Annotated in this window: 23 protein-coding genes; 8 read left to right on the top strand and 15 right to left on the bottom strand. The window is 62.6% G+C overall.

All coding sequences use genetic code 11. From position 1 onward, the window contains the following. Positions 1-21: 21 nt before the first annotated feature. The 6 genes from AEQ63_RS09055 to cpaB are packed head-to-tail and all read right to left on the bottom strand — an operon-like array spanning position 22 to position 6441. Entirely contained in the window at positions 22-906 is an 885-nt protein-coding gene (locus tag AEQ63_RS09055; protein ID WP_064362956.1) for a type II secretion system F family protein, read from the bottom strand. A gap of 1 nt (position 907) precedes the next feature. Beyond that, positions 908-1792 carry a type II secretion system F family protein gene (locus AEQ63_RS09050; RefSeq protein WP_064362954.1) on the bottom strand — a complete coding sequence of 295 codons (885 nt, stop codon included), beginning with the start codon at positions 1790-1792 and terminating at the stop codon, positions 908-910. Between the two features lie 17 nt (positions 1793-1809). Beyond that, positions 1810-3078, bottom strand: a complete 1269-nt coding sequence (locus AEQ63_RS09045) for a CpaF family protein (RefSeq protein ID WP_064362952.1) — start codon at positions 3076-3078, stop codon at positions 1810-1812. Then, positions 3075-4265: a pilus assembly protein gene (locus AEQ63_RS09040; protein ID WP_064362951.1), complete on the bottom strand. Its 1191-nt coding sequence runs from the start codon at positions 4263-4265 to the stop codon at positions 3075-3077. The genes AEQ63_RS09045 and AEQ63_RS09040 overlap by 4 nt, the downstream gene beginning before the upstream one ends. Beyond that, complete coding sequence (locus tag AEQ63_RS09035; protein ID WP_064362948.1) at positions 4262-5479, bottom strand: type II and III secretion system protein family protein; 1218 nt, start codon at positions 5477-5479, stop codon at positions 4262-4264. The genes AEQ63_RS09040 and AEQ63_RS09035 overlap by 4 nt, the downstream gene beginning before the upstream one ends. 20 nt (positions 5480-5499) lie before the next feature. After that, on the bottom strand, positions 5500-6441 hold the full coding sequence (gene cpaB / locus AEQ63_RS09030) for a Flp pilus assembly protein CpaB (protein WP_064362945.1): 942 nt from the start codon (positions 6439-6441) through the stop codon (positions 5500-5502). 338 nt (positions 6442-6779) lie between these two features. Here cpaB and AEQ63_RS09025 point away from each other — a divergent pair, with 338 nt between their 5' ends. Beyond that, positions 6780-6986 carry a Flp family type IVb pilin gene (locus AEQ63_RS09025; protein WP_042609780.1) on the top strand — a complete coding sequence of 69 codons (207 nt, stop codon included), beginning with the start codon at positions 6780-6782 and terminating at the stop codon, positions 6984-6986. Positions 6987-7057: 71 nt separating this feature from the next. Continuing rightward, positions 7058-7465, top strand: a complete 408-nt coding sequence (locus AEQ63_RS09020; protein ID WP_064362944.1) for a response regulator — start codon at positions 7058-7060, stop codon at positions 7463-7465. Between the two features lie 961 nt (positions 7466-8426). Here AEQ63_RS09020 and AEQ63_RS09015 read toward each other — a convergent pair. From AEQ63_RS09015 to AEQ63_RS09000, 4 genes are all read right to left on the bottom strand, one after another. Continuing rightward, a complete protein-coding gene (locus AEQ63_RS09015) occupies positions 8427-10097 on the bottom strand; it encodes a ShlB/FhaC/HecB family hemolysin secretion/activation protein (protein ID WP_064362941.1) in 1671 nt (556 codons plus the stop codon). Positions 10098-10231: 134 nt separating this feature from the next. Then, positions 10232-11815, bottom strand: coding sequence for a collagen-like triple helix repeat-containing protein (locus tag AEQ63_RS09010; protein WP_064362939.1), 1584 nt, complete (start codon positions 11813-11815; stop codon positions 10232-10234). A 304-nt stretch (positions 11816-12119) separates the two neighbouring features. Further along, positions 12120-12974 carry a MaoC family dehydratase gene (locus AEQ63_RS09005; protein ID WP_064362938.1) on the bottom strand — a complete coding sequence of 285 codons (855 nt, stop codon included), beginning with the start codon at positions 12972-12974 and terminating at the stop codon, positions 12120-12122. Between the two features lie 2 nt (positions 12975-12976). After that, entirely contained in the window at positions 12977-14329 is a 1353-nt protein-coding gene (locus AEQ63_RS09000) for a 3-oxoacyl-ACP reductase (RefSeq protein ID WP_064362935.1), read from the bottom strand. A gap of 281 nt (positions 14330-14610) precedes the next feature. Between AEQ63_RS09000 and AEQ63_RS08995 the strand changes: the two genes are divergently transcribed. The 3 genes from AEQ63_RS08995 to AEQ63_RS08985 all read left to right on the top strand — a co-directional run bounded on the left by AEQ63_RS08995 (position 14611) and on the right by AEQ63_RS08985 (position 18590). Further along, positions 14611-15888 carry an acetyl-CoA C-acetyltransferase gene (locus AEQ63_RS08995; protein ID WP_064362934.1) on the top strand — a complete coding sequence of 426 codons (1278 nt, stop codon included), beginning with the start codon at positions 14611-14613 and terminating at the stop codon, positions 15886-15888. A 430-nt stretch (positions 15889-16318) separates the two neighbouring features. Beyond that, on the top strand, positions 16319-17215 hold the full coding sequence (locus AEQ63_RS08990) for a PA4780 family RIO1-like protein kinase (protein WP_016771829.1): 897 nt from the start codon (positions 16319-16321) through the stop codon (positions 17213-17215). A gap of 166 nt (positions 17216-17381) precedes the next feature. Beyond that, positions 17382-18590 carry an MFS transporter gene (locus AEQ63_RS08985; RefSeq protein ID WP_064362932.1) on the top strand — a complete coding sequence of 403 codons (1209 nt, stop codon included), beginning with the start codon at positions 17382-17384 and terminating at the stop codon, positions 18588-18590. Here AEQ63_RS08985 and cueR read toward each other — a convergent pair. The 3 genes from cueR to AEQ63_RS08970 all read right to left on the bottom strand — a co-directional run bounded on the left by cueR (position 18544) and on the right by AEQ63_RS08970 (position 21905). Next, positions 18544-18957: a Cu(I)-responsive transcriptional regulator gene (cueR, locus tag AEQ63_RS08980; protein ID WP_016771827.1), complete on the bottom strand. Its 414-nt coding sequence runs from the start codon at positions 18955-18957 to the stop codon at positions 18544-18546. The two genes, AEQ63_RS08985 and cueR, sit on opposite strands and share 47 nt — an antisense overlap. Next, positions 18954-21347 carry a copper resistance metal-translocating P1-type ATPase CueA gene (cueA, locus tag AEQ63_RS08975; RefSeq protein WP_064362930.1) on the bottom strand — a complete coding sequence of 798 codons (2394 nt, stop codon included), beginning with the start codon at positions 21345-21347 and terminating at the stop codon, positions 18954-18956. The genes cueR and cueA overlap by 4 nt, the downstream gene beginning before the upstream one ends. A 174-nt stretch (positions 21348-21521) precedes the next feature. Continuing rightward, the gene (locus tag AEQ63_RS08970) at positions 21522-21905 is read right to left on the bottom strand and encodes a hypothetical protein (protein ID WP_064362928.1); all 384 of its coding nucleotides are present in this window, start codon (positions 21903-21905) and stop codon (positions 21522-21524) included. Between the two features lie 148 nt (positions 21906-22053). Here AEQ63_RS08970 and AEQ63_RS08965 point away from each other — a divergent pair, with 148 nt between their 5' ends. Both AEQ63_RS08965 and AEQ63_RS08960 read left to right on the top strand, forming a co-directional pair. Next, positions 22054-22251 carry a heavy-metal-associated domain-containing protein gene (locus tag AEQ63_RS08965; RefSeq protein WP_042609764.1) on the top strand — a complete coding sequence of 66 codons (198 nt, stop codon included), beginning with the start codon at positions 22054-22056 and terminating at the stop codon, positions 22249-22251. Between the two features lie 87 nt (positions 22252-22338). After that, positions 22339-23535: a multidrug effflux MFS transporter gene (locus AEQ63_RS08960; RefSeq protein ID WP_064362926.1), complete on the top strand. Its 1197-nt coding sequence runs from the start codon at positions 22339-22341 to the stop codon at positions 23533-23535. 12 nt (positions 23536-23547) lie between these two features. Here the strand turns inward: AEQ63_RS08960 and AEQ63_RS28755 are convergent, their stop codons facing one another. Together AEQ63_RS28755 and AEQ63_RS08955 are read right to left on the bottom strand one after the other, a co-directional pair. Then, entirely contained in the window at positions 23548-23721 is a 174-nt protein-coding gene (locus AEQ63_RS28755; RefSeq protein ID WP_016771823.1) for a hypothetical protein, read from the bottom strand. A 152-nt stretch (positions 23722-23873) separates the two neighbouring features. Next, positions 23874-24887, bottom strand: a complete 1014-nt coding sequence (locus AEQ63_RS08955) for a zinc-binding alcohol dehydrogenase family protein (RefSeq protein ID WP_064362924.1) — start codon at positions 24885-24887, stop codon at positions 23874-23876. A gap of 137 nt (positions 24888-25024) precedes the next feature. Between AEQ63_RS08955 and AEQ63_RS08950 the strand changes: the two genes are divergently transcribed. Next, positions 25025-25954: a LysR family transcriptional regulator gene (locus tag AEQ63_RS08950; RefSeq protein WP_064362923.1), complete on the top strand. Its 930-nt coding sequence runs from the start codon at positions 25025-25027 to the stop codon at positions 25952-25954. Positions 25955-26031: the final 77 nt, after the last annotated feature.

The following is a 26031-nucleotide window of genomic DNA, read 5'->3' as shown; positions in this document are numbered from 1 at the left end:
AACGCTCTCCATGAGCCAAGGTCAGTTTGCGAAGGCGCGGGCAATGGCGGTGAAGCCCGGGCCGGCCAGGACGATCAGCAGGGCCGGAAACAGAAACAGCATCATCACCACCGACATCTTCGCCGACATTTTCGAGATGTATTCCTGCAGCCGGGTCAGGCGGCGGTCATCCAGTAATTGCTTGAGCGCCAGCAGTGATTTCATCGCGCCGCCGCCCTGGTGGATCAGTTGCTGGAGGATCACGCAGGTGTCGGTGAATTCGTCCACCGCGAGCATCACCGCGGTCTTGTTCAGCTCCTGACCCAGCTCCAGACCGGAGTCGACGCGGTTGAGGATCAGGCGCAGTTCGCTGGTCAGTTCCGGCAGCAGTTTTTGCGCTTCGATGCTGAGCACGCGCAGGGCTTGTTCCACCGCCATGCCGGATTCGAAGAGGATGCGCAGCAGGGGAATGAACGTGGAGACTTCCACGGCGATGGTCTTCTGCCGGCGGGCGGCGGCGTAGGCGAGCAGGCGTTTGGGCAGCAGATAGCCGCCGCCAGCGGCGAACATCGGCGCCATCCAGCGGTGGCTGGTCTGTGGGAAGAACACTTCCTGCAGAAAGATCGCCAGCCCCAGGGCGAGCAGCGGCGTGCCGATCTGGCAGGCGGCGAAGAGCGCGCGTTCGTTGGCGCGGCGCCAGCCGAGGCGGCCGAGCAGGGTCTGGGTTTCGCTGTCGATGCTCACCGAGCCCCGGCCGAAACGGCTGTTGCCCAGCGCACGCAGCCAGTGGCCGAAGCGGTTCTCCCGCACCAACTGGCCCTGCAAGCGCTGATGCACCTGACGCACGCGGCGGCGCTCGGTGAGCAGGTGATTGCCCACCAATAACAGCGAACCGAGCAGCAACAACAAAGCCGCGAGCCAGACCATCTCAAACGCTCCGCAACATGCGCCACAGCGCCAGACTGCCCAGCACCTGCAACGCGGCGGCAGTGAGCAACATGGTCTGGCCGCTTTCGTCGTGCCACATGCCAAGCATGTAGCCGGGGTTGGTCAGCATGAAGTAGCTCACCAGAATCAACGGCAGCAAACCCAGCACCCAAGCGGTCATGCGCGTTTCCCCGGTCAGGGCGCGCAACTGCCGAGCGCCCTGGTCACGCTCGCGGATCAGTTTGATCAGGTTCTCCAGCAGCTCACTGGCGTTGCCGCCGTAGCGATGATTGACCTTCAGGCCGAGGGCGAACATGCGCAGTTCGTCCTGCTCGTAGAGTTCGGCAAAATCGCTCACTGCATCAGGCAGATTCACCCCCAGTTGCACGTTACGCTGCACTCGGCCCATGGCGGTTTTCAGCGGATCCTCGCTGGCTTCGATACCGCCCAGCACCGCATCGCTGAGGGTGCGCCCTGACTTCAGGCTGCGCACCGTATGGTCAAGCAATTGCGGCAGTTGTTCGATCATCCGGCGGATTCGGCGTCGGTAGCGAATGGCGATGTACAGCCGCAACGCCACGGGCGGCGCGATCAGCATCAGCACCAGTCCGACCCAGCTGGCGAGCAGAAATCCCAAACCCACGGCCGCCGCCCACAGGCTCAGCCACAGGCCGAAACGCTCGCTCGGCCGACCCAGTCCGGCACGCAGAAACATGCGTTCCAATCCCACCCATTTCGTCTGCTCCACGGCCTTTTGCGGTTGCCCGGCGGCGAGCCGGTTGAGGACTTTTTCTGTCGCGGTTTTGCGCAGGCCTTGCAGGAACAGATAAATCGACAGCCCGAGCAGCATCAGGCAAATGACGATAAGAATGATCGGTGCCAGCATCTGCGTGCTCCTCGCCGTCAGCCCGGGTGAGCGTCGTGGCACAGCTTGTCGCCGGCCGGGTTGACCGCTTCGCGAACAAAGCCGAAACCGGTGCGGCGGTCGAGGCGGAACAGGGTGTTGGTGACGTAGACGTCCTCGCGAATACCGACCACTTCCACCACTTCGCTGACGCAGCGTCGACCATCGGGCATGCGTGTCAGCTGAATGATCACGTCGAGGGCGGCGCAGATCATCTGACGCAGGGTGCGTTCGGCAATCGAGCGTCCGGTCAGCCCGACCAGCGTCTCCAGTCGCAGCAGCGCGTCCTGGGCATTGTTGGCGTGCACGGTGCTCATCGAGCCGTCGTGGCCGGTGTTCATGGCGGTGAGCACGTCGACCACCTCGACGCCCCGGATCTCGCCGAGAATGATCCGGTCGGGACGCATGCGCAGGGCGTTGCGAATCAGGTCGCTGGCCTTGACCTCGCCGTGGCCCTCGGCATTGGGCGGGCGGGTTTCCAGGCGCACCACGTGCGGATGGCCGAGTTGCAGCTCGGCGACGTCTTCGATGGTCACCAGCCGTTCGTGGGGGTTGATCAGTTGGCTGAGGATGTTCAGCAGCGTGGTCTTGCCGGTGCCGGTGCCGCCGCTGATGAGGATGTTGCAGCGCTTGCCCACGGCGTTCTGCAGAAATTCGAAGATCGCCAGATCGATGGTCTGCATCGCCATCAGATCGGTGCTCTTGAGCATGTCCTTGCGAAACTTGCGGATCGACAGGCACGGGCCGTCGAGGGCGATCGGCGGGATGATCGCGTTGACCCGGCTGCCATCGGGCAGGCGCGCATCGACCATCGGCGAGGACTCGTCGAGGCGTCGGCCGAGTGGCGCAAGGATGCGCTGCATGACCCGCTCGACGTGATGCGCATCGATAAAACGCAGATCGCTCTGATGCAAGACGCCGTCGCGCTCGATGAACACCCGGTGCGGGCCGTTGACCAGGATTTCCGTCACCGACGGGTCGCGCAGCAGGACTTCCAGCGGGCCGAAACCGGTGAGCTCGTCGACGATTTCTTCGCCGAGACGCTCCATCTCGTAGCGCGAGATTGCCAGATGCAAACGGGCGATGTATTCGGCGACCTTGTCGGTGACGAACTGCGCCAGTTGCTGGCGCGAACCTTCCAGCAGGTTTTGCCCCGACTCCTCGATGGCATCGATGATGTAGCGGTGCAGGACCAGTTTCAGGCCTTCGTGATCGCTGTTGCCGATCGCTCCGCGCGGCGTCGCGCCAAAGAGTTTTTCTGCGCTCATGAGCTGCCTCGCAGACGGTCGAACCAGGTGACTTTCGGTTTGCTCAGGCCTTCGGAACGCTTCGCCAGGCGTTCGCCGAGCGTGCGCAGGCTCTGGGTGAGTTTTTCCCGTGGCGCCAGTTCGAACAGGCTGACGCCCTGGTTTTTCGCGTTCAGGCGCACGTCGGGGCTGAAGGCCAGCACGGCGATGACTTGCAGATTGAAGGTCTTGCCCAGGGTCTCGGCCTCCGGCGCAACGTTGTTCAGGTAGCGATCGATCAGCAAGCGCCCGTGCTCGAGCTTCATGCCTTTCTCGCGCCACTGGTTGAGCACGGCAAGGTTGCGTCGGCAATTGAGCACGTTCTGGTCGGTGTACCAGAGCAGCTTGTCGCAATGGCTGACAAAGGTACGCAACGCTTCACTGTCGGCCTGTCCGGTGAGGTTCACGACAATGTGCTGGAAGTGCTGACGCAGGGCGCTGAGCAGCATGTACAGCTCGGCGGCACTGGTGGTTTCCAGCGGTTCGTCAGTATTGGCGTAGGCGAGAATGCGCAGGCCGTGGTCGGCGCTGGTGAAGGCACTGTCGATCAGCGTGGCGTCGAGACGGCGCAGGTGGCGCAGGGCATCGCCGAAGTGAAACGAGCTCTCCAGGCCCAACAACGCGAGGCTGTCGCCACGGGGCAGGCCGAGGTCGAGCAACAGGGTTTGCTGGCCGCTCTTCTGCACCACCATGGCCATGTGATTGGCGAGCAAGGCACCGTCGGAACTGCTCTGCACGCCGTACATCACCGTTAGCCCGCCGAGCTGGGTGTTGGGCGCGACGGCCGGCAGGCGTTTGCTCAGGCGCCGTACCAGTCCGGCGACTTCGCTGGAGCGTGAGCCATAGGCGACAAAATCCCGCGCACCGGCGCGCATCGCATTGAGTACGAGCTGATTGTCCATGCCGTCGCCGAGGGCAACGATCGCCAGCATTGGCTTGGCCTCCAGCGCACCTTCGATCAGCGCACTTTGCGCCACGACATGCTCGCGATCGAGGCCGACGAAAACCAGATTGGCGAACGTTACATCGACCAGTGCGAGCAGTTCATCGAGGCTGCCGGCACCGGCGCTGACCACTTGGCCGAGCGGGGCGAGGGCGCTTTGCAGCCATTCCAGATCGGTGCTGTTGCGGGTGATGGCGAGGAAGGTCTGACTGAGGTTCTGGTTCATTGCGACAACCCGCTGCGCTTGTCGAAGTTACCGTTCTCAAGGAAAAACATGCGGTAGAAATTCGGGTCGTAGTTGCGCAGTTTCTCCCCCGGCAACGACGGCAGTCGCGCGTCCGCCGCCAATGGCTGGACCAGATGCGGGGTGACGATCATCAGCAATTCGCGCTCTTCGCGTTTGATCTGCGAACCCTTGAAAAATGCGCCCAATATGGGGATGTCGCCAAGGCCCGGAAACTTGTTCACCTGTGAACTGTTGGTGGTGCTGATCAAACCGCTGATGACAAAACTTTCGCCATCGCCCAGCGACACGCTGGTGTCAGTGCGGCGAATGGTCAGCGCCGGAACGGTGGTGCCGGCGATGTTCACCGCGTTGGCAAAATCCAGTTCGCTGACCTCTGGGGCGACTTTCAAGGCGATGCGGTCGCGGCCGATGATGGTCGGCGTCAGGGTCAGGCGGATGCCGAATTCCTTGTACTCGATCGACACACTGTCGCTGCCGGAACTGGGGACCGGGATCGGAATTTCGCCACCGGCAAGGAAACTCGCGCTCTGCCCGTTCAGCGCCACCAGGCTTGGCCGTGCCAGGGTGTAGGCGAAGCCGCTGGTTTCCAGCGCGTTGATGATCGCCATGGTCTTGCCGCCGACCCAGGAAAAATTGAACAGCGAGTTGTCCACCGGCAGGCGCGGCTGCGGCACGCCGTCAATCGGCGGCAGTGTGCCGGGTGAGCCGAACAGGAAATTGCCGCGGGTGCCGATCAGCGAGGCGGTGGCTTCCTTGAGTTTGGTGCGGCTGACTTCGACGAAACGAATGTCGGTCTGCACCTGCGACGGCAGGGTCGGATCGTCGGACGGCACGCTGCTGGTCAGCGCCGTGGTCGCTGCGCCCTGGACGAAAACCATGGCTTGCTGTGGCTGCGTCGAGCAGGCAGTCCAGACCATCAGGCTGGTTGCGCCGGGGCCGACGCCAGTGAGCAAAAAGGACGAACCGCCGTTGGCATGCACGTCGGCAATTTTCGGATCGCCGACCGCCAGGCGGGTGATCGCCACGGGTGACTGCATGTCCTGCTGGAAGCCTTCACCGATCTCGATCACCGAGGGCAGACGCGGCAGTGCCGAACAATTGCCGACCGCCGCGAGAGCGGTGTCCATCGACAATCCCAACAACAGCAAGGCCCGGAGCGCCGGTTTCAATGTCGGTCTGAGTCGACTCTGCATGCACGTGAATCCTTGCGCAGTCATGGGGTTTGTTGGCTGATCTGGTTGCCGCGAATGATCTCCACCGCGGGCCTGGGGGCCGCGCCGACACTGGCGGCTGAGGGCGCTCGTTGGGCGTTGCCCAAAGCGAGTTGAGTGAACTGGAAAAGCTGGCTGTTGGCGCGATCCAGGTGCGCGGGCGATTGCGTTTCACCGGCCCAATATCTGGCCAACCGTTGTTCTTCGCTGCTGCGCACCGCGAGACGCAACGTGCCGACCTGGGTCGCGAGCATCAGACGGCTGAGCAATTGTTCCGGCACCGCCAGCACCACGGTGCGCGCGGCGATGCGGCGCTGGTCCTGTTTGATTTTTTCTTCGGCGCTGAGGCTGGGCGATGCCGGTTGGCCGTCGTTGGTCAGGCCGTACTGTTCGCCGATCCCGAGCACGCGCAAGGCCGGAACGGCGATCTGCGCTGACTGCTGCAGATTGCTCGCGTCTTCGCGCAAGTACAGCAGCACATCGACGTAATCCCCCGGCAGCAATTGCCCGGCGCCACCGATCACTTCGTCGACGGCCACGGTCAGCGCGCGCTCGTCGCGGCGAATCATCCGCGCCAGCGCGCCACCGGCCTGAAAGCTTTCGTCGTTGAGCCAGGTGCCGGCGCTGAGGTGCCGCCAAGGTGTGCGACCCACGGCTTGTTCAATGCTGGTCAGGCTGCCGGCCGGTGCACTGCGCAGTTTTTCCACGGCCACATCGGCGGCGGTCAACGGTGTGAACGGCGGTACATCGTGGACCAGCACCACCACCGGTTGGCGGGTCTGGTCTTCGGCAATCGCGACAGTCTGTTCAACGCTGACCGCGGGTACGACGGGTGCCTCCGCGACCGGGGCCGGCTGACGACTGAGCACCAGCCCCCAGTAACCGACAACAACCGCACCTAGCAACAACAACGCGGCAAGGCCCATGGTGACGCGACTGTTCATGACGGCTCTCCTTTTCCTGCTGCACAAGCCAACTGCAATTGCTCTTGAGAGGCGTACTGATCTGGCAGCTATGAACATGCAACTATTTCGCTATTTCCAAGCTAGCTGATCCAAGCAAAAGCGCCATTAGTGACAGGCAAATAACCCACCAAAGTATGAGTTTTGGCCAATTGACAGTGGGAAACGGCGGCGACACGTTGGGATTAATGCTTTGTGATTAATGCGTTCTTACAGTTGTTGGGCGGGGGTTTGTTGACAATGCTCAAGTGGCACGGTGGAACCATGCCGCGGTCGTGATGTGGGCGCCAGGGGCGCGAAGGAGTGGAGCTATGTTTCGTATGACTTTCGATTATCTGATGGCCAAGGCTCGGGCGTTTGCCAGCAGCGAAGAGGGCGCTTCGGCGATTGAGTATGCAATCGTGGTGGCGATGGTGGCGGTGGTGGTGGTTGCATTCGTTAGCCCGCTTGGAGACAGGGTGCTGGCGATTTTCAACAATGTTCTGACGTCGCTCGATGGTACGGCTGTTACTCGGCCAACACCTTGAGGCTTTTGAACACTGCACCTGGCTGATATCGCACTACACTGGATTTACCTTTCAGCATTCAGGTATTGCCTATGAACGCGCCTTCGCCGTCCCGCCAACAGTTGCTTCTGGTTGACGATGAAGAGGACGCGTTGCTGGAGTTGGCGGAGTTGCTGGAGGGGGAGGGCTTTACCTGTCATACCGCGACGTCGGTGAGGCTGGCGTTGCAACATCTGACCCGGCATCCGGATATTGCCTTGGTGATTACTGATCTGCGCATGCCGGAAGAGTCGGGCATGTCGTTGATCAGGCGGCTGCGTGAGCATACGTCGCGGGAGCATTTGCCGGTGATTGTGATGTCGGGGCATGCGGATATGGAGGATGTCAGCGATATGTTGCGGTTGCAGGTGCTGGATCTGTTTCGCAAGCCGATTTATCACGTTCGGTTGTTGGAGACTCTCGATAATCTGTTTCCCAAGCCTCGGGTTGAGGCTGGGTGAACTCGGCGGCCTTTGGGCCGACCGTGTTGGTGGGGGTTTGGGTGAATATCCGTTGCTGCGGGTGTTGCTGATTACGGTTCCGCCCTTACGGCGGGTCACCTTTTTCAAACGCCAAAAAGGTAACCCAAAAGGCTTGCTCCTACGTTCGGCCCTCGCAGGCTCGGGTTCCTTCGCTCCGGGACTGATCCGGGCGCAGCGGCTCCGGTTTGCTTCGCTGCACCTCCTTCCGCTGTGTCTGGCTGCGCCAGACGGTCGCTGCGCTCCCACGCCCGGATCAATCCCTCCACTCAGCCTTCCGACGTCGCCGGTGGATCAAGATCAAAAGCACTCGAGCTTGCGCTCATTGTTGAGTGGGGCGGCTTCGCTGCTTTGTTTTGGCTTTTGTAGGAGTGAGCCTGCTCGCGATGGCGGCCTGCCAGCCGACCTGTTTCTCACTGAACGCCCACGGTCAAACTGTGGGAACTGGCTTGCCAGCGAAGGCGGCCTGACAGCCGACCTGTTTCTCACTGAATACCCACGATCAAAACTGTGGGAGCGAGCCTGCTCGCGAAGGCGCCCTGCCAGCCGGCCTGTTTCTCACTGAACGCCCACGGTCAAAACTGTAGGAGCGAGCCTGCTCGCGAAGGCGGCCTGCCAGCCGACCTGTTTCTCACTGAACGCCCACGGTCAAACTGTGAGAGCTGGCTTGCCAGCGAAGGCGGCCTGCCAGCCGACCTGTTTATCACTGAATACCCACGATCAAACTGTGGGAGCGAGCCTGCTCGCGAAGGCGGCCTGCCAGCCGACCTGTTTCTCACTGAATACCCACGATCAAAACTGTAGGAGCGAGCCTGCTCGCGAAGGCGGCCTGCCAGCCGACCTGTTTCTCACTGAACGCCCACGATCAAAACTGTAGGAGCGAGCCTGCTCGCGAAAGCGGTGTGTCAGCTGAAAAAATCCTGACTGACACACCGCTCGGCTCTTACAGCTGATAACTGAAACTGATGCTGTACCGCGGCTTGCGATTGAACGTGTCCAGCGCTTCATCGGACATGGCCTTCGCCACTTCCAGGGCGATGTTGTAGTACTTGGCATCGCCAAATCTCAGCCCGACGGCGGTGGATGACAGGTTGTTGGCCTGCACCGGTAGTTGGTTGAACCAGCTGCGCGAGCGGTCGAGGACCACGTAGGGTTGCAGGATGCGCACCCAGTTGCCGTCGCGGTTGAAGCTGTAGTTGACCTCGTATGCCACGCCCCAGCCCTTGTCGCCCGAGGCCTGGTCGTCGGGGTAGCCACGGCCGAAATTCTGTCCGCCGAACACCGCGCGCTCGCTGTCGGGCAGGGTGTCGTCGCTCCAGTACAGCGCTGCCGAGAGCACGCCTTGCCAGTTGTCGAGAAACTTGTCGCTCTGCACGCCGGACAGTCTCACGCGGAAGAAATCCAGATCGATGTCGTCGTAGTTGGTGTTTGCACCGAGGCTGTCGAAACCCTGGTAGACGCCGGCGCTGAGGATGCGCAGTTGGCGGGCGTCGGCCTTGCGCCAGTCACCTTCGAAGGCGAGGGCGCGGACGTCGGTGCGCAGCTCGGTGCTGAAGGGGAAGTTGACGCCGTCGTAACGCGTCTTGTCGTCCACGGCATACAGGCGCGAGCCGGCGGTCAGCAGTTCGTTGGCGGAGGCGATCAGGGGCATGCTGAAGCCGATCGAGTAGCGATCATTCTCGCGGTGGGTACTCAGGCGCCCACCGCCGCCGACCAGCACTTCGGTGTCCGGGTCGGCGCGGTAGCGCGAAGCCGAGAGGTTGAGTTGCGTGCCTTCGGCGTCGAGGAACTGGCTGTAGTCGAGACGGTAGTAATGCTCTTTGTCATCGCCCGGTGGGAACAGGCCGCTGAGGCTCAACTGTTCGCCCATCGACGTCTGCGAGTTGCTGCTGACACCGAGCAACGCCTGCGGGCCGTTGCGGTTGTCTTCGGTGGTGCTCAGGGTGCTGGTGAACGGTTTGCGGCTGGCCTGGGCGACCAGGGTGGTGGCGCCATCGGTGGTGCCCGGTGGCGGCACTTGCGCTTGAATCGTTACGCCGGGAATGCGGCTCATCAGCGTGGTGTAGCGCTCGAAGGTCTTGCGCGTCAGCGGGCGTTCAGCCTGGATTTTCGCGGCGAGTCTGTCGAGCAGGCCTTTGACCCGCCCGATGTCGCCCTGCATCTGGATATCGCGCACGTAGCCTTCAACCAGCACCACCCGCGCCACGCCCTCATCGAAGTCCTGTTGCGGCAGAAACGCGTAGGACAACAGGTAGCCGTCCTGCTGGTAGCGACGGGTGATGTTGCGCGTCGCTTCAATCAGTTCGGCAAGGCTGGCCTCACGGCCGATCAATGGTTTGTAGACTTCGGCCAGTTCGTTGAGTGGATAGATCGTGCCGCCTTCGATCTGCACGGTCTTCAGGTTGATCCTGGTTTCCATCAGCAGTGGTTGTGCGGCGGTCGCGCCGGGATCCGGCACTTGCAGCGGTGCCGCGCTCGGGCGATAGGCGTCGGCAGGAAGATTGGGGGCGGGCAGGTTGCGCGTGGTTTCGTTGCTGTTGAGAAAACTGGGCAAGGTGTCGGCGAGGGCAGCGGAACTGAGGCTCAGGCACAGCAGGGATGCCAGTACGCGCATAGGACACTCCATGGTCAGAACACAGCACAGGGCAGGTTTTTCCTTAGAAAAAAGGCGGAAGACTCGTGGGAATCTTCCGCCCTCAACCAAGCGTAGGCGCTGTAGGTAAGGCCGTCGAATCGGCCAGGTGCAATTTAGCGTTTGTTGCCCCCAAGCGCGCCGGTCAGCCCGCCGAGCCCCCCGCCCAGACCGCCGGTTGTCCCGCGAGTGGCAGTGCCGTTGTTGACCAGCCCACCGACGGCCGCCACGGTGCCGCCGCCGTTGGTTACCAGCCCACCGACTGCCGTGGTCACCGGGGTGTTGGTCGCGGCGATCGCACCGCCGAGGCTGGCCACCGCTGCGCCCACCTGCCCGGTGATACCGGCAACCGGAGTGCCGAGACCGGTGGCAGCGCCGACCTGTTGAGTGACAGTGGTGACCGCGCTGGTCACAGGGTTGAGACCTGCTCCCACTGCGGCGCCAACGCTTGCCAGCGGCGAAGTGGGAGCGGTGATCGGTGTGCCCGAGCCACCGAGTACGGTGTTGAGCGAAGCAACTGCGTTGCCCAGGCCACCCGCGGTAACGCCACCGGCACTGACCACGCCGCTGGTGCTGCCGGCATTCAGACCGGTGCCAACATTGACCACTGCGCCACCGACGGTTTGCAGCAGGCCGGTGCCGCCCAGACCACCACCGACGCCACCGGTACCTGAACCCGTGCCATTGGACACCAGACCGCCCGCTTTGCCGACCGCCGTGCCGGCGTTGCTCAAGGCGCCGCCGAGGGTGTTGGTCAGGGCACTGCCGTTGCCGGCGTCGGTGACTTTGCCGCCAAGGCTGTTCACCGTGCCGCCCACCTTCGAGATCACACCTTTGAGCGGATCACCCAGGGCGGTGGCATCGCCAAGTTTATCGGTGGTGCTTTCGACCATGGCGATCACCGGCACCAGGCCGCTGCCGACCTTGTTGGTCAACTGGCTGGTCGGGCCGTTGCTGAGGGTGGTGTTGAGGGTGTCGCCGAGCATGGTGACTTTTTCACCTATGCCATCGACCAGCGGCACTACTTTGGTCACGACGCCACCGACCACGGGAACGCGGCTGGTCGCTGTGTTCAGTTTGGCGCTGAGATCAGATACGCCATCACCGACATCCGAGACCACACCGCCAACCGAGGCCACGGTGGTGGTCAATCCCTTCGGATCGGTGGCCAGTTTGCCGATGCCATTGCTCACGCCATCGCCCAAGGTGCTGACGACATTGCCAGCGGTATTGGCGACGCTCTGCACAATGCCGCCGGCCAGCGGAACGTTGCTCAAAGCATCACCCACCTGGCCCACGCCATCGCCGACACCGCTGACGGTTTTGCCGACATCCTGCACCAGTGTGGTGGTCACCAGCGAAGGCGCGGCCGGATTGGTCGGGGTGGTGGGATCAGTGGGGTCTGTCGGGTTGGTCGGATTGGTTGGATCGGTGCCGCCGCCGGTTCCGCCAGTGCCACCGGTACCACCCGTGCCCGCTGTTCCGTCGCCAGTACCACCGGTCCCGCCTGTGCTAGCAGTATCGCCGCCGGTTCCACCACCTGCGCCGCCGCTGCCATCGGTACCCGCCGTACCATCTGCAGTCGAGCTGCCGGAGCTGCTGCGATGACCGCCACCGCCGCTGCTGCAGCCGACGAGTCCTACAGAAAGAATCAGTGCCAGCGCGATTGCCGATTTGGACCACATCACTTGAGTTTTCATGATTGAGATTCCTGCACCTGTCACAACGTTACGTTGCCTTCGATGGCCCGCTGATCTGTCGTCGGCGATGCCTCGTCCGTGCTGGTAATCTCAGTCGATCGCAGGTTTTGCACCATTCTCAAGTTGGTATTAACCCCTTTATATACAAGGCCCGGCGCAATCCCGAAGGACTAATACGCAGGTGATAAACACGCAAAAAAACGCCTTGAAATTCAAGGCTTGGCTTTTTGCAAAGCGGCGGGCAGGGCGCGGAAAAACTTAAGTGATATATACACAATTAACGGGTTTTTCCGCCCCCGTCAGATCAGGCGATCGGTTGCCATTGGCCGACCATATGTTCCAGGTCGCCGGCACCGACCAGGCGCAATTCGCCGCTGGAACCCGCTGCGCTCGCCAGCAACGTCACTTCACTGGGCAGGCGCACCGGTTTGCGAAAGTGCACGGCGATTTCCAGGTTGGCTTTGGGCAGGTGATCAGAGAGCGCCGCCAGCGTGCGTGCCTTGTTCCACAAACCGTGCGCGATCGCCGTGGGAAAACCGAACAGCTTGGCGCTCGCTGCACTCAGGTGAATCGGGTTGTAGTCGCCGGAGACTTTCGCATATTGGCGACCGATATCCGCCGGCGCCGTCCAGCGCGTCACCTCGAGCAAATCCTGCGACGGCTCCCAGTCATGTGCCTGCGCCTCGCCCTCGAGTTTCACGCCGCGACAGAGCATCCGGCTCTCGGCTTCCCACAGCGGACCGAGCTGATCGTCCAGGGTGGTGAGCAGATCGAACGTCGCGCCCTTGGCATGCGGCTGCAGGTTGTGCACGCGCACGCTGACTTGCGCGCGACTGATAGCCCCCATCGGGCGCAACACGCGAATGCGGTTGCTCAGGTGAATCAGCCCGAGCAGCGGGAACGGAAAGTCCTTTGCCGTGAGCAATTGCATCTGCAAGGCGAAGGCGAGGATATGTGGATAGGTCGGCGGCAGCAGGCCATCATCGACGAAACCGCAGACCTTGCGATAAGCCGCCAGCCGCTTGCCGTCGATATCGACCCAGCAGCGCAGACCGCTGTCGGGCAGTTGCGTGCCGGTGATTTTGCGCCGTGTCGCCGCGCGCGAATAAAGCCCCGGAAGACTCGGTTCACGATCCAGCGTTTGCCATTCGATGTTCATGCTCAAGCCCCCAGCACACTTTGGCCACACACCCGCAGCGCTTGGCCGGTGAACGCGCCCGTGCCCGGTTGCGCCAGCCACGCCACAGCCTCGGCAACGTCTTGCGGCAAGCCGCCCTGGCCCAGCGAACTCATGCGCCGCCCGGCCTCGCGCAGGCCGAACGGAATGTGCGCAGTCATTTGCGTCTCGATAAAACCGGGGGCGACGGCGTTGATGCTGATCCCGCGTTCCAGCAGTGTCGGCGCCCAGGCCTGGGCCAGACCGATCAGGCCAGCCTTGCTTGCCGCGTAGTTGGTCTGCCCGCGATTGCCGGCGATGCCGCTGATCGAGGCGAGCAGGACCACCCGTGCGTTGTCGCGCAGGGTGCCGCTGTCGAGCAGGGCCTTGGTCAGCACTTGCGGCGCATTGAGGTTGACGGCCAGCACCGCGTCCCAGAATTCCGGGGTCATGTTGGCCAGGGTCTTGTCGCGGGTGATACCGGCGTTGTGCACGAGGATGTCGAGCCCGTCGGGCAGGTGTTCGATCAATTGGGTGGCGGCATCATCGGCGCAGATATCGAGAGTGATCGCGCGGCCGCCGAGGCGGGCGGCGAGGGCTTCGAGGTCGGTCTTGGCCGGCGGCACATCGAGCAGAATCACCTCGGCGCCATCGCGGGCGAGGGTTTCGGCAATCGACGCGCCGATCCCGCGTGCAGCACCCGTGACCAACGCCTTGCGCCCGGCCAGCGGTCGGGTCCAGTCGGTCACCGGCGTGGCGCACGCGGTCAGGCGAATCACTTGGCCCGATACGAACGCACTTTTCGGCGAGAGGAAGAATCGCAGCGGGCCTTCCAGTTGATCTTCGGCACCCTCGCCAACGTAGATCAGCTGCAATGTGCCACCGCCGCGCAGCTCTTTGGCCAGCGAGCGCGAGAAGCCTTCGAGTGCTCGTTGCGCGCTGGAGGCGAACGGATCACTCAGGGATTCCGGCGCGCGACCAAGGATCACCAGATGCGCGCTATGGTCGAGGTTCTTCATCAATGGCTGGAAGAATTCGCGCAGTTGCTTGAGCTGGTCGGTGTGCTGCAGATCGCTGGCGTCGAACACCACCGCTTTGAGCTTCGGCCCGTGGCCGGGAATCCACGCGGTGGCCAGCGCGGACTCGGTGCCGTAGCTGTAGATTGCATCGGTCAGGCGATTGGCAAACACACTGATCCGTTCGGCCAGTGGCCCGCCACCGATCAACAGCGCACCCTCGATCGGCCGCAGACGCCCCGCTTGCCAGCGTTCCAGCCGCACCGGCGACGGCAGGCCCAAGGCCCCGACCAGACGATGGCCGAAGGATGAGTTGGCGAAGTCGATATAGCGGTCAGACATGGAACGCTCTCCAGAAGTTGGGGTTCAAAGTGTGGACTGTCCACGGCAATCAATCGTTCGATCGACGCAATAAGGCCTACGCTGGTTTAGCAGAGTAGTTTGGCCGCGGTGGTTTTGTAGCCAGACACAAATCCAGAAACAACACCGGCCCCTTGTAGGAGTGAGCCTGCTCGCGATAGCGGTGGGTCAGAAACGTGTCATTAGCCTGATACACCGCTATCGCGAGCAGGCTCACTCCTACAAAGGATCTATGTGAATTCGCAAGTCTGACAGGAGCTTTTATGACTCAGCTGCGCCGCGTCGCGATCATCGGCGGTAACCGCATCCCCTTCGCCCGCTCCAACGGGCCGTATGCCACGGCCAGCAATCAGGCGATGCTGACGGCCGCGCTGGAAGGCCTGATCGAGCGCTACAACCTGCACGGCCAGCGCATCGGCGAGGTGGTAACGGGCGCGGTGCTTAAATTGTCACGGGATATGAACCTGACCCGCGAGTGCGTGCTCGGTTCGCGCCTGTCTCCTGCGACGCCGGCCTATGACATTCAGCAAGCCTGCGGCACGGGTCTGGAGGCGGCGCTGCTGGTGGCCAACAAGATCGCCCTCGGCCAGATCGACTGCGGCATTGCCGGCGGCGTCGACACCACCTCCGATGCGCCGATCAGTGTCAGCGAAGGCCTGCGCAGGATTCTTCTGCAGGCCAACCGCGCGAAGAGCACCGCTGACAAACTGAAAACCCTGCTGCAATTGCGCCCCCGGCATCTGATCCCCGAATTCCCGCGCAACGGCGAGCCGCGCACTGGCCTGTCGATGGGCGAGCACTGTGAATTGATGGCGCAGACGTGGAATATCCCCCGCGAAGAACAGGATCAACTGGCCCTCGAAAGTCATCACAAACTCGCCGCTTCCTACAGCGAAGGCTGGCACAACGATCTGATGACGCCGTTCCTCGGCCTGACCCGCGACAACAATCTGCGCCCGGACTTGACCCTGGAAAAACTCGCCACGCTGAAGCCGGCGTTCGAGAAAAGCGCCAAGGGCACGCTGACTGCGGGCAACTCCACGCCGCTCACCGATGGTGCTTCGGTGGTGTTGCTCGGGAGTGAAGAATGGGCCAACGAGCGCGGCTTGCCGATCCTTGCTTATCTGCGCGACGGCGAAGCGGCGGCTGTGGATTTCGTCAACGGTGCCGAGGGCCTGCTGATGGCGCCGGTGTATGCCGTGCCACGCTTGCTGGCGCGCAACGGCCTGACCTTGCAGGATTTCGATTACTACGAGATTCACGAAGCGTTCGCCGCGCAGGTGTTGTGCACGCTCAAGGCCTGGGAAGATCCCGAATATTGCAAAACCCGCCTGGGACTCGATGCGCCGTTGGGTTCGATCGATCGCAGTCGGCTCAACGTCAAGGGCAGCTCCTTGGCGGCGGGGCATCCGTTTGCCGCGACCGGCGGGCGGATTGTGGCGAACCTGGCCAAGCTGCTGGATGCGGCCGGCAAGGGGCGGGGGTTGATCTCGATCTGCGCGGCGGGCGGGCAGGGTGTCACTGCGATTATCGAACGCTGAAAAAGCCCCTCACCCTAACCCTCTCCCAAAGGGAGAGGGGACCGAGTGGGAGATGCTTGAAATCGACGCCGACCTGAGCGTCCTTCACCGAATCCAAAGTTGCGATTAAAGCCATAATCGCTGCGGTCTCTCAGGTCGATGTATTACGGGAGACATCTCGGTCGGCCCCCTCTTTCTCTGGGAGAGGGCTGGGGTGAGGGCCATCAGGTCACACCATTCATGTCAGATTCTGTCGCAAATGCCCTTGCCGGCCGATACCAATCAATGCCACGGTCTCGGCTATGATTCGCCCCGGTCGCTACGTTCGATCCGGCACAGTGTGTGCATCCTCAAGGTTCACAGGTCGGCACCCCCTCCCCGTCGGACGAGGATTGCCGTATAACGAGTGACATTCGCGTGTTTGGTAATAAAGGACCCACAATAAAAGCTGATGAAGACTCCAAAACGCATTGAACCCCTGATCGAGGACGGTCTGGTCGACGAAGTGCTGCGTCCACTGATGAGTGGCAAAGAGGCAGCTGTTTATGTAGTGCGCTGCGGCAATCAGTTGCGTTGCGCCAAGGTCTACAAGGAGGCGAATAAACGCAGTTTCCGCCAGGCGGCCGAGTATCAGGAAGGCCGCAAGGTTCGCAACAGTCGCCAGGCGCGGGCCATGGCGAAGGGGTCCAAGTTCGGTCGCAAAGAGACCGAGGACGCCTGGCAGAACGCCGAAGTGGCGGCGCTGTTCCGTCTGGCCGGTGCGGGTGTGCGGGTGCCGAAGCCCTATGACTTCCTCGACGGCGTGCTGTTGATGGAGTTGGTGGCGGATGAATTCGGCGATGCTGCGCCGCGGCTGAACGATGTGGTGCTGGAGCCGGATCAGGCGCGCGAGTATCACGCCTTCCTGATTTCGCAGATCGTGCTGATGTTGTGTACCGGTCTGGTGCACGGTGACCTCTCCGAGTTCAACGTGCTGCTGACCCCGACCGGTCCGGTCATTATTGACCTGCCTCAGGCAGTCGACGCTGCGGGCAACAACCATGCGTTCAGCATGCTTGAGCGCGACGTTGGCAACATGGCTTCGTACTTCGGGCGTTTCGCGCCGGAGTTGAAGAAGACCAAGTACGCCAAGGAAATGTGGGCGTTGTACGAAGCCGGCACCTTGCACCCGAACAGTGTGCTGACCGGCGAATTCGACGATCCGGAAGACCTGGCGGATGTCGGCGGGGTGCTGCGAGAGATCGAAGCGGCGCGCCTCGACGAGGAACGCAAGCAGGCCATTCGCGCGGCAGACGACGCACCGAAAGGCAAACCTGAAGAACCGCCTCCACCGCCGTGGATGCAGTGATCGCTTGATGAGAAACCCGGCTTCGGCCGGGTTTTTTGTGCCCGCGCACTTTCCGCAAACGCGAGCGTGCCCTTGTAGGAGCTGCCGAAGGCTGCGATCTTTTGCCTTTGCTTCAAGGACAAGATCAAAAGATCGCAGCCTTCGGCAGCTCCTACAAGGACCGTATGTGAGTACCCCGCGCAACACCCACCTGATCGTAACCGCCCGGCTGATCTCCGATTTCGGCGCCTTCCTCAACATGGTCGCGCTGGCCACTTACGTTTATCTGCTGAGCAACAGCGCCATGAGTGTCGGCATCTTCCTCGCCAGCCGCGTCGGTGGCGGGATTTTTGCCAGTCTGCTTGGCACACGCTTCTACCGGCGCTGGCAGGGTCGCGCGCCGCTGATTGCTTTCGATCTGTTGCGCGCTGCACTGCTGGGGCTGCTGTTGGTCACACCGGCGAATCAGCAGGCATGGCTGTTGCCAGTCATCGCCTTCGGCCTTGGCCTGGGCAATTCAATGTTCGCCATCGGCCTCAACAGCCAGTTGCCGCGCTTGATCGACCCGGCGCACCTGCTCAAGGCCAACGCCTGGATCACCTCGGCGTCCTCAGCAGCCATGGTCGGCGGCAGTCTGGTGTCGGGGTTGCTGGTGGCCGCTTTCGGTTTTGAAACGGTCTTCGCCCTCAATGCGCTGACCTATGTGCTCGCGGCGCTGCTGATCGTGCCACTGCATTTCGAGAAGGCAGATATCAGCGAACAGCCGGAACACGGCGAATGGTTTGCGCTTCGGCAGGGCTTGCGCTCGGCGCCGGTGGTCGCGGCGATGCTCGCGGTGGCCATGGCCGACACCTTGGGCAGTGCTGCGCATAACGTTGGCTTCCCGATCATTGCGAAACTGCTCACCCCGGACGCGGCCAGCACGACGTTGGGCCTGGCGCTTGCGGTATGGGCCAGCGGCAAACTGCTCGGCGCGCGCATCGCCAGTCGTCTGAAGGGCTCGGAGAATCGCCATCTCGAACGCAGGTTTTTCTGCGGCGTGGCGCTGATGTCCTGCGGCTTCATTCTGATGTTCCAGCAACACAGTCTCTTGGGACTGCTGCTGTTCGCCTTGCCGGCGGGACTGGGCGATGGCGTTTCCGAAGTGAGCCTGCTGTCACGGCTGCAACGGGAACCTGCGGCTTTGCGCCTGCCGATTTTCAGTGTGCTGACCTTGCTGCAGATGACCGGTTTCGGCATCGGCATGCTGGTTGCCGCACCGTTCTATGGGTGGTGGACGCCGGGGGCCGTGGTCATGCTGTTCCACGGCATTCCCCTCGGCACCCTGTGCGTGGTGACGCTGTTGCGGATCAGGCGCGAGCGGGTTGCGCGCAGCAGCCCGACGCCAGTTCCTTGAGGATCGGGCAATCCGGGCGGTGATCACCGCTGCAGTGCTCGACCAGATCCTGCAGGGTGTCGCGCAACTCGCCGAGCTCGCGGATCTTCTGGTTCAGCTCGTCGATGTGCTGGCGCGCCAGTGCCTTCACATCGGCGCTCGCGCGCTGGCGATCCTGCCAGAGGGTCAGCAGCTTGCCGACTTCCTCCAGGGAAAAGCCCAGATCCCGCGAGCGCTTGATGAACGCCAGCGTGTGCAGGTCATCGCTGCCGTATACGCGGTAACCGCTGTCGGTGCGATTGGCCGCTTTGAGCAGGCCGATCGACTCGTAATAGCGAATCATTTTTGCACTCAGGCCACTCTGCCGGGCCGCTTGGCCGATGTTCATCGGTGTTCCTCCAGATCCTTGGGTTTCCAGGTTTTCAACAGTAGCGCATTGCTCACCACACTGACGCTGGACAGCGCCATCGCCGCACCCGCCAGCACCGGATTGAGGAAGCCGAACACCGCCAGCGGAATGCCGATCAGGTTGTAGACAAAGGCCCAGAACAGGTTCTGACGAATCTTCGCGTAGGTCTTGCGGCTGATCTCCAGTGCCGCGGGCACCAGTCGCGGGTCGCCGCGCATCAGGGTGATGCCGGCCGCATGCATGGCGACGTCGGTGCCGCCGCCCATGGCGATGCCGATTTCTGCGGCGGCGAGCGCCGGGGCGTCGTTGATGCCGTCGCCGACCATGGCGACCACACCGGTTTTCTTCAGCTCGGCGACGGTCGCGGCCTTGTCCGCCGGCAGCACTTCGGCGTGAACATTGCGGATGCCCAGCGCTTCGGCCACCACCCGTGCGCTACCACGGTTGTCGCCGGTCAGCAGATGGCTGTGGATATCTCGGGCGGCGAGTTGTTGCACCGCTTGCAGGGCGCCGGGTTTCAGCGTGTCACCGAAGGCGAACAGACCGAGGACGCGTGGTTCAGGACTTTGCTCGATCAACCACGACAATGTGCGGCCTTCACTTTCCCAAGCCTCGGCGGATGCGCTCAATTCACCGGCACTCAAAGCGCTTTCATCGAGCATCCGCCGATTACCCAGCGCCAAGCGCCGGCCATCCAGCGTGCCGGCAATGCCGCGTCCGGTCAGCGACTGGCTGTCGCTGACATCGGGCACGTTCAAGCCGCGTTCGGCGGCGGCATCCAGCACCGCTTTGGCCAAGGGGTGCTCGCTGCCGCGCTGCAACGCGCCGGCCAGTCTCAGCAGGTTGTTTTCGTCTCCATCGATCGCATTGAAGTGGGCGATCTGCGGTGTCCCCGAGGTCAGCGTGCCGGTCTTGTCGAACACCACAGTGCTGACTTCATGGGCGCGCTCCAGCGCTTCGGCGTCCTTGATCAGAATGCCGTGGCGCGCGGCGACGCCGGTGCCGGCCATGATCGCCGTCGGGGTGGCAAGGCCGAGGGCGCACGGGCAGGCGATCACCAGCACGGCGACGGCATTGATCAATGCGGTTTCCAGCGGCGCGCCATACAGCCACCAGCCGATCACCGTGGCCAGGGCGATCAGCAACACGGTCGGCACGAAAATCCGGCTGACCTTGTCCACCAGTTTCTGGATCGGCGCTTTCGCCGCTTGTGCGTCTTCGACCAGACGAATGATCCGCGCCAGCACGGTTTCCGCGCCAAGCGCCTGGGTGCGCACCAGCAAACGACCCTCGCCATTGATCGCGCCGCCAGTGACCTTGTCGCCCGGCTGCTTCGGCACCGGCAGGCTTTCGCCGCTGATCAGCGCTTCGTCGGCGTGGCTCTGGCCGTCGACGACTTCGCCATCCACCGGGAAGCGTTCGCCGGGTTTGACCAGCACCAGATCGTCGAGGCGCAGGGCGCTGATGGCAACGTCCTGCTCACGGCCATTGACCACTTGAATCGCCCGCTCCGGCCGCAGTGCTTCAAGAGCGCGAATGGCGCTGGCGGTCTGGCGTTTGGCGCGGCTCTCGAGGTATTTGCCGAGCAGCACCAAGGCGATGACCACGGCCGAGGCTTCGAAGTACAGATGCGGCATGCGTCCGGCGGCCGTCGCCCATTCATACACGCTCAGCCCATAACCGGCGCTGGTACCGAGGGCGACGAGCAGATCCATATTGCCGGCACCGGCGCGCACGGCTTTCCACGCCGCGACATAAAAGCGTGCGCCGAAGACGAATTGCACGGGTGTGGCGAGGGCGAATTGCGCCCAGGCCGGAAGCATCCAGTGAATGCCGAACGGCTGCAGCAACATCGGCAACACCAGCGGCAGCGCGAGGGCGATCGCACAGATCAGTGCCCAGCGCTCGCGGTGCAGGCGTTTTTGCTGGTCGTCGGATCGCGGCCCTTCGGCTTGCCAGACGCTGGCCGAATAACCGGCCCTGCTCACCGCATCGAGCAGGGGCTGCGCATCGACCTGACCGAGCAGTTCGATATGCGCACGTTCGTTGGCCAGATTGACGCTGACACTGTTCACGCCGGGGACTTTGCTCAGGGCTCGCTCAACGCGACCGACGCAGGACGCGCAGGTCATGCCGTCGATGCTTAGCTCAAGGGTTTGCCGGGGCACGCTGTAACCGGCGCGCTCCACGGCTTGCATCAGCGCCGGCAGGCTGTCGCCGGGCGCCTGCACTCGAGCCTGCTCGGTGGCGAGGTTGACGCTGACGGCGCTGGCGCCGCTGACTTTGCGCAGAGCCCGCTCGACACGCCCGGCGCAACTGGCGCAGGTCATGCCGGCAATCGGCAGATCGAAAGTGGTGGATTCGGACATCGGTCGCGCTCCCTGTAGTGGATGCCTACAGGATCAACCTTGCCATGCGGGCAAGGTCAAGCACCATTCTTGTGGGAGCGAGCGTGCTCGCGAATGCGGTGCATCATTCAGCAATCATGTTGACTGAGCCGGCGCTTTCGCGAGCAGGCTCGCTCCCACAGGTCGGGTATTGGCTCAGTAACCCAGGCCCGCCGGCTTCAGGTACACGCCTTCAGCATTCATCGCCAGGCGGAACTTCAGCACATCCCCGGCATGCAGCACGACCTCCTGCGAACCCGGCGCCAGCATGCCGGGATTGCAACCCGGTGCCTGCCCCGGCAGCAGCTTCAAGCGCAGCGAAACCTTGCCCGGCGGCAGGTTGAACGAAGTGCTCTGCTCCTGAAACAGTCGCGCCGAGAGCTGGTCCTGGATGTACACGCCGATCTCGCACGAGGTCGCGACTTCGAGGCGCTCGCGGGAAATGATCAGTACCGCGTAATCCTCGCCGGCGGCTTGCACCTGCGGGACGGCGGTGAAAAGGCTGAGCAAGCCAAACAGGCTCAAAGCTGACCAGCGCATGGCTGAATCTCCTGAATTTCAGTCATTGATGCACGCAGCTTGGCCGAGCGCGGCGCCGATTGCCAGCCCGGCAGTTTTTCGCAGAACTTGACCTTGCCATCGTGGCAAGCTTGAAACTGCCGGCAACCTCACTCAAAGGAGTCTTCCCATGCAAGTGTTCAACGTTCAAGGCATGTCCTGCGGTCATTGCGTCAAAGCCATCACCCAAGCGGTGCAGGCCATGGATCCGGCGGCCAGCGTGCGGGTCGACTTGGCAGCCAAAGAAGTCGGCGTCGAAAGCGCGCTGAATGCCGATCAGGTCATCGAAGCGATTCGCGAAGAAGGTTATGAGGTGAAGCTCGTCTGAAATTGATCGTTAGCGAGCTATCGGAATGTTCAAGGCGTCCGGGCACGGCTAGACTGTCGGGCTGCGACTTGCCCACCTGGATGCCTGATGAATTTCCGTACCATTTTGATACTCGGCGCCTTGAGCGCCTTCGGTCCTTTGGCGATCGACTTCTATTTACCCGCGTTTCCGGCGATGGCCCTGGCGTTCGGCACCGATGAGCAGCATGTCCAGCTGACGCTGGCGGCGTACTTCCTCGGCCTGTCACTCGGCCAACTGGCGTACGGGCCGATTTCCGATCGTTTCGGCCGGCGGCTTCCACTGCTCAGCGGCGTCGCCCTGTTCACCCTGGCGTCATTGGCCTGCGCCTACGCGCCGAGTCTGGAATGGCTGATCGGCGCGCGTTTCGTCCAGGCATTGGGCGGTTGCGCAGGCATGGTGATTTCCCGTGCGGTGGTTGCCGACAAGTGCGACGCAGTGGGCTCGGCGAAGGTCTTTTCCCAACTGATGCTGGTGATGGGCCTGGCGCCGATTCTGGCGCCGATGCTTGGCGGTCTGCTGGTCAACACCACGGGTTGGCAGTCGATCTTTCTGGTGCTCACCGGGTTCAGTGCGGCGGCGGGCCTGGCGGTGGCGTTGGGGCTGCCGGAAAGCATGCCGGCCCACGTGCCGCGCCAGCCGCTGTCCGGCGCATTGCGCCAGTACGCGCGACTGGTCAAGGATTCGGTCTACCTCGGCCATGCCTTGACCGGTGGCATCGCCATCGCCGGGATGTTCGCCTACATCGCCGGCTCACCATTTGTGTTCATCAAGCTCTACGGCGTACCGGCCGAGCATTTCGGGTGGCTGTTCGGCACCAACGCGGCAGGCTTCATTCTGGTGGCGCAGGTCAATGCGCGGCTGCTGGCCAAACGTGGCCCGGCGTTTTTGCTGGTGCGCGCCGTGTGGGTGTACTTCCTCGCCGGGCTGACCTTGCTGGCGGTCAGCGCAATGCGTCCTGATGCCCTGTGGCCGCTGCTGATTCCGCTGTTCATCTGCATCGCCAGCCTCGGTTGCATCATTCCCAACGCTTCGGCCTGCGCGATGAACGGTCAGGGCGCCCGTGCTGGCAGCGCTTCGGCGATGCTCGGTTGCCTGCAATTCAGCATCGCCGCCGGGGCAGCTGCATTAGTGGGTGTGTTGCACGATGGCAGCGCCGTGCCGATGGCCATGGTCATCAGCCTGTGTGGTTTGCTGGTGGTGAGCGTCGCGCTGCTCACCCGGCGTCTGCAGAATGCCCGGGCGCTGGCGCAAGCCCAAGCCTAGAGGCTTGAAAACTCAGCCAGCGGCGCGCTGCTGGCTGGGTTCGGGGATCCGGTGGGGCGCGCAGAGCCGCGCTTCGAGGGTGCGCGTGAAGGCCAAAGCTTCGGCTTCACTGCGAAAGGTCACGACATGCTGGTCCAGACGTACCTGCCACTGAGACTTCGCCACTTCTTTTATCAGGATCTTCATTGCTGACCTCCCTTGCGTAAAAGATGTATCGCAGAGGCTTCGATTGTAGACCCCTATATCCGCGCAATTGTGACAAGGGTCAGGCAACTGACTGGCGGCAAAAAGCCCCGCAACCGCTCTGGCATCACGAGCGACTGCGGGGCTTTTATTGTTTAGAAACCTTCTAAAACAATTTTCCCCTTGGCCTTGCCGCTTTCCAGCAGCTCATGGGCGCGCCGCAGGTTGGCAGCGTTGATCACGCCGAAGTGCTCGCCCAGTGTGGTTTTCAAAGTCCCGGCGTCAATCAGCTCGGCGACGCGGTTGAGCAGCTTGTGCTGCTCGATCATGTCTGGCGTTTCGAACAGCGATCGGGTGTACATGAACTCCCAGTGCAGCGACAGGCTCTTGCGCTTGAGCAGGCTGATGTCGAGCGACTTCGGATCGTCGATCAGCGCCAGTTTGCCTTGCGGCGCGAGGGCTTCGACCAGTTGCGCGAGATGCTGATCGGTCTGGGTCAGGCTGGCGACATGGGTCACGCTGTCGATGCCGGCGCGTTTCAACTCTTCGCTCAGGGGCTGACTGTGATCGATGACCAGATCGGCACCGAGTTCACTGACCCACTCACGGGTTTGTGGACGGGAAGCGGTGCCGATGACTTTCAGGCCGGTCAACTGCCTGGCCAGTTGGGTAAGGATCGAGCCACCGCCCCCCGCCGCACCGACGATCAGCAGGCTCTGGCCTTGATCGGTGTTGCCTTCGCTGATCTGCAGGCGCTCGAAGAGCAATTCCCAAGCAGTGATCGCGGTCAGCGGCAGCGCGGCGGCTTCGGCAAAACCCAAGGATTTGGGCATGTGGCCGACGATGCGTTCATCGACCACGTGCAGTTCGCTGTTGCCACCGGCCCGGGCAATCGAACCTGCGTAGAAGACCTTGTCACCGGCCTTGAACAGGGTGACGTCGCTGCCGACCGCCTTGACCACACCGGCAACGTCCCAGCCCAGCACTTTCGCCGCGCCGTTTTCCGGCGCCGCGTTCTGCCGCACTTTGGTGTCGACCGGGTTGACCGAGATGGCTTTGACCTCCACCAACAGGTCGCGCGGGCCGGCGACCGGCTCTGGCAGTTCAATGTCCTGCAGGGACTTGGTGTCGCTGATCGGCAGGGACGCGTAATAGGCGATGGCTTTCATGGATGGCTCCGTACAGGTGATAGAAGAAGAAAATCGGGATGAATTCGATGGAGGCCATCATTGGCTATTTCTCTGCGCGATAAAAGCGGCTAAAAGAGCAGGCTCTTTCAATATTTTTTTGATAATCGAGGCTGTGCATGCTGCGTTTTGATGACTTGCAGTTGTTTGTCCGCGCGGCGGATCTGGGCAGCCTGTCGGCGGCGGCGCGGGGGATGGACATGTCGGCGGCGGTGGCCAGTGCGGCGTTGAAGCGCATCGAGCAGCAACTGGGCGCACGCCTGCTGGCGCGTTCGACCCGCAGCCTGCGTCTGACCGCCGAAGGTGAAGGCTTCCTTGAGTACGCCCGCGCCGCCCTGAGCAATCTCGACGAAGGCCGCCGCCTGCTGGCCAGCGGGCAGGATCAGGTCAGCGGGATCCTGCAGCTTTCGGCGCCCTCGGACTTCGGTCGCAATCTGCTGCTGCCGTGGCTCGACGCGTTTCAGCGGGAACACCCGAAACTGACGGTGCGCCTGCTGCTGGGTGACCGCATCGCCGATCTGTTCCGGCAACCGGTGGACATCGCCTTGCGCTATGGCGAGCCGGAAGATTCCAGCCTGATTGCCTTGCCCATCGCGCCACACAATCGCCGGGTGTTGTGCGCATCGCCCGACTATGTGGCCCGACACGGCGAACCGCGCCAGCTCGAGCAACTGGCCCAGCACAACTGCCTGTTGTACATGCTCGGCAGCCGCGTTCACGACCACTGGAGTTTTCACGATGGCAGGCGCGACGTCAGCCTGACCGTCAGCGGCGATCGCTTCAGCGATGATGCCGACGTGGTGCGGTTATGGGCGCTGGCCGGTGCCGGGGTTGCCTATAAGTCCTGGCTCGACGTGGGTAACGATGTGCTCGCCGGGCGCCTCAAGGTCCTGATGCCGGAACTGCTGTGTGAGCGCGCACCGCTGAATCTGTTGTGCGCCCATCGCGCACAATTGAGTAAGCCGGTGAACCTGCTGAGGGAGATGCTCGCCAGTCGATGCGCCGAATTGAGTAGTCAATTTCCCGCTTTCCACAAAGTTGATCATTAGTCGCAGGCAAATAGAGAAATTTCTGTCAGGAACAATCGCCACCTGCGCAGGCCCGGGCGCAGGACGTCTGGCGTAAC

The sequence above is a fragment of the Pseudomonas sp. RIT-PI-o genome (assembly GCF_001297215.1).
GTDB classification, from domain to species: domain Bacteria; phylum Pseudomonadota; class Gammaproteobacteria; order Pseudomonadales; family Pseudomonadaceae; genus Aquipseudomonas; species Aquipseudomonas moraviensis_A.
The sequence above is the reverse complement of the archived record's forward strand: the minus strand, read 5'-3'. Positions and strand labels throughout refer to the sequence as shown.

Excerpts from the sequence above, each read along its gene's own strand:
- AEQ63_RS09055 (WP_064362956.1), bottom strand. The coding sequence starts at position 906 with ATGGTCTGGCTCGCGGCTTTGTTGTTGCTGCTCGGTTCGCTGTTATTG.
- AEQ63_RS09050 (WP_064362954.1), bottom strand. The coding sequence starts at position 1,792 with ATGCTGGCACCGATCATTCTTATCGTCATTTGCCTGATGCTGCTCGGG.
- AEQ63_RS09045 (WP_064362952.1), bottom strand. The coding sequence starts at position 3,078 with ATGAGCGCAGAAAAACTCTTTGGCGCGACGCCGCGCGGAGCGATCGGC.
- AEQ63_RS09040 (WP_064362951.1), bottom strand. The coding sequence starts at position 4,265 with ATGAACCAGAACCTCAGTCAGACCTTCCTCGCCATCACCCGCAACAGC.
- AEQ63_RS09035 (WP_064362948.1), bottom strand. The coding sequence starts at position 5,479 with ATGCAGAGTCGACTCAGACCGACATTGAAACCGGCGCTCCGGGCCTTG.
- cpaB (WP_064362945.1), bottom strand. The coding sequence starts at position 6,441 with ATGAACAGTCGCGTCACCATGGGCCTTGCCGCGTTGTTGTTGCTAGGT.
- AEQ63_RS09025 (WP_042609780.1), top strand. The coding sequence starts at position 6,780 with ATGACTTTCGATTATCTGATGGCCAAGGCTCGGGCGTTTGCCAGCAGC.
- AEQ63_RS09020 (WP_064362944.1), top strand. The coding sequence starts at position 7,058 with ATGAACGCGCCTTCGCCGTCCCGCCAACAGTTGCTTCTGGTTGACGAT.
- AEQ63_RS09015 (WP_064362941.1), bottom strand. The coding sequence starts at position 10,097 with ATGCGCGTACTGGCATCCCTGCTGTGCCTGAGCCTCAGTTCCGCTGCC.
- AEQ63_RS09010 (WP_064362939.1), bottom strand. The coding sequence starts at position 11,815 with ATGAAAACTCAAGTGATGTGGTCCAAATCGGCAATCGCGCTGGCACTG.
- AEQ63_RS09005 (WP_064362938.1), bottom strand. The coding sequence starts at position 12,974 with ATGAACATCGAATGGCAAACGCTGGATCGTGAACCGAGTCTTCCGGGG.
- AEQ63_RS09000 (WP_064362935.1), bottom strand. The coding sequence starts at position 14,329 with ATGTCTGACCGCTATATCGACTTCGCCAACTCATCCTTCGGCCATCGT.
- AEQ63_RS08995 (WP_064362934.1), top strand. The coding sequence starts at position 14,611 with ATGACTCAGCTGCGCCGCGTCGCGATCATCGGCGGTAACCGCATCCCC.
- AEQ63_RS08990 (WP_016771829.1), top strand. The coding sequence starts at position 16,319 with ATGAAGACTCCAAAACGCATTGAACCCCTGATCGAGGACGGTCTGGTC.
- cueR (WP_016771827.1), bottom strand. The coding sequence starts at position 18,957 with ATGAACATCGGCCAAGCGGCCCGGCAGAGTGGCCTGAGTGCAAAAATG.
- cueA (WP_064362930.1), bottom strand. The coding sequence starts at position 21,347 with ATGTCCGAATCCACCACTTTCGATCTGCCGATTGCCGGCATGACCTGC.
- AEQ63_RS08970 (WP_064362928.1), bottom strand. The coding sequence starts at position 21,905 with ATGCGCTGGTCAGCTTTGAGCCTGTTTGGCTTGCTCAGCCTTTTCACC.
- AEQ63_RS08965 (WP_042609764.1), top strand. The coding sequence starts at position 22,054 with ATGCAAGTGTTCAACGTTCAAGGCATGTCCTGCGGTCATTGCGTCAAA.
- AEQ63_RS08960 (WP_064362926.1), top strand. The coding sequence starts at position 22,339 with ATGAATTTCCGTACCATTTTGATACTCGGCGCCTTGAGCGCCTTCGGT.
- AEQ63_RS28755 (WP_016771823.1), bottom strand. The coding sequence starts at position 23,721 with ATGAAGATCCTGATAAAAGAAGTGGCGAAGTCTCAGTGGCAGGTACGT.
- AEQ63_RS08955 (WP_064362924.1), bottom strand. The coding sequence starts at position 24,887 with ATGAAAGCCATCGCCTATTACGCGTCCCTGCCGATCAGCGACACCAAG.
- AEQ63_RS08950 (WP_064362923.1), top strand. The coding sequence starts at position 25,025 with ATGCTGCGTTTTGATGACTTGCAGTTGTTTGTCCGCGCGGCGGATCTG.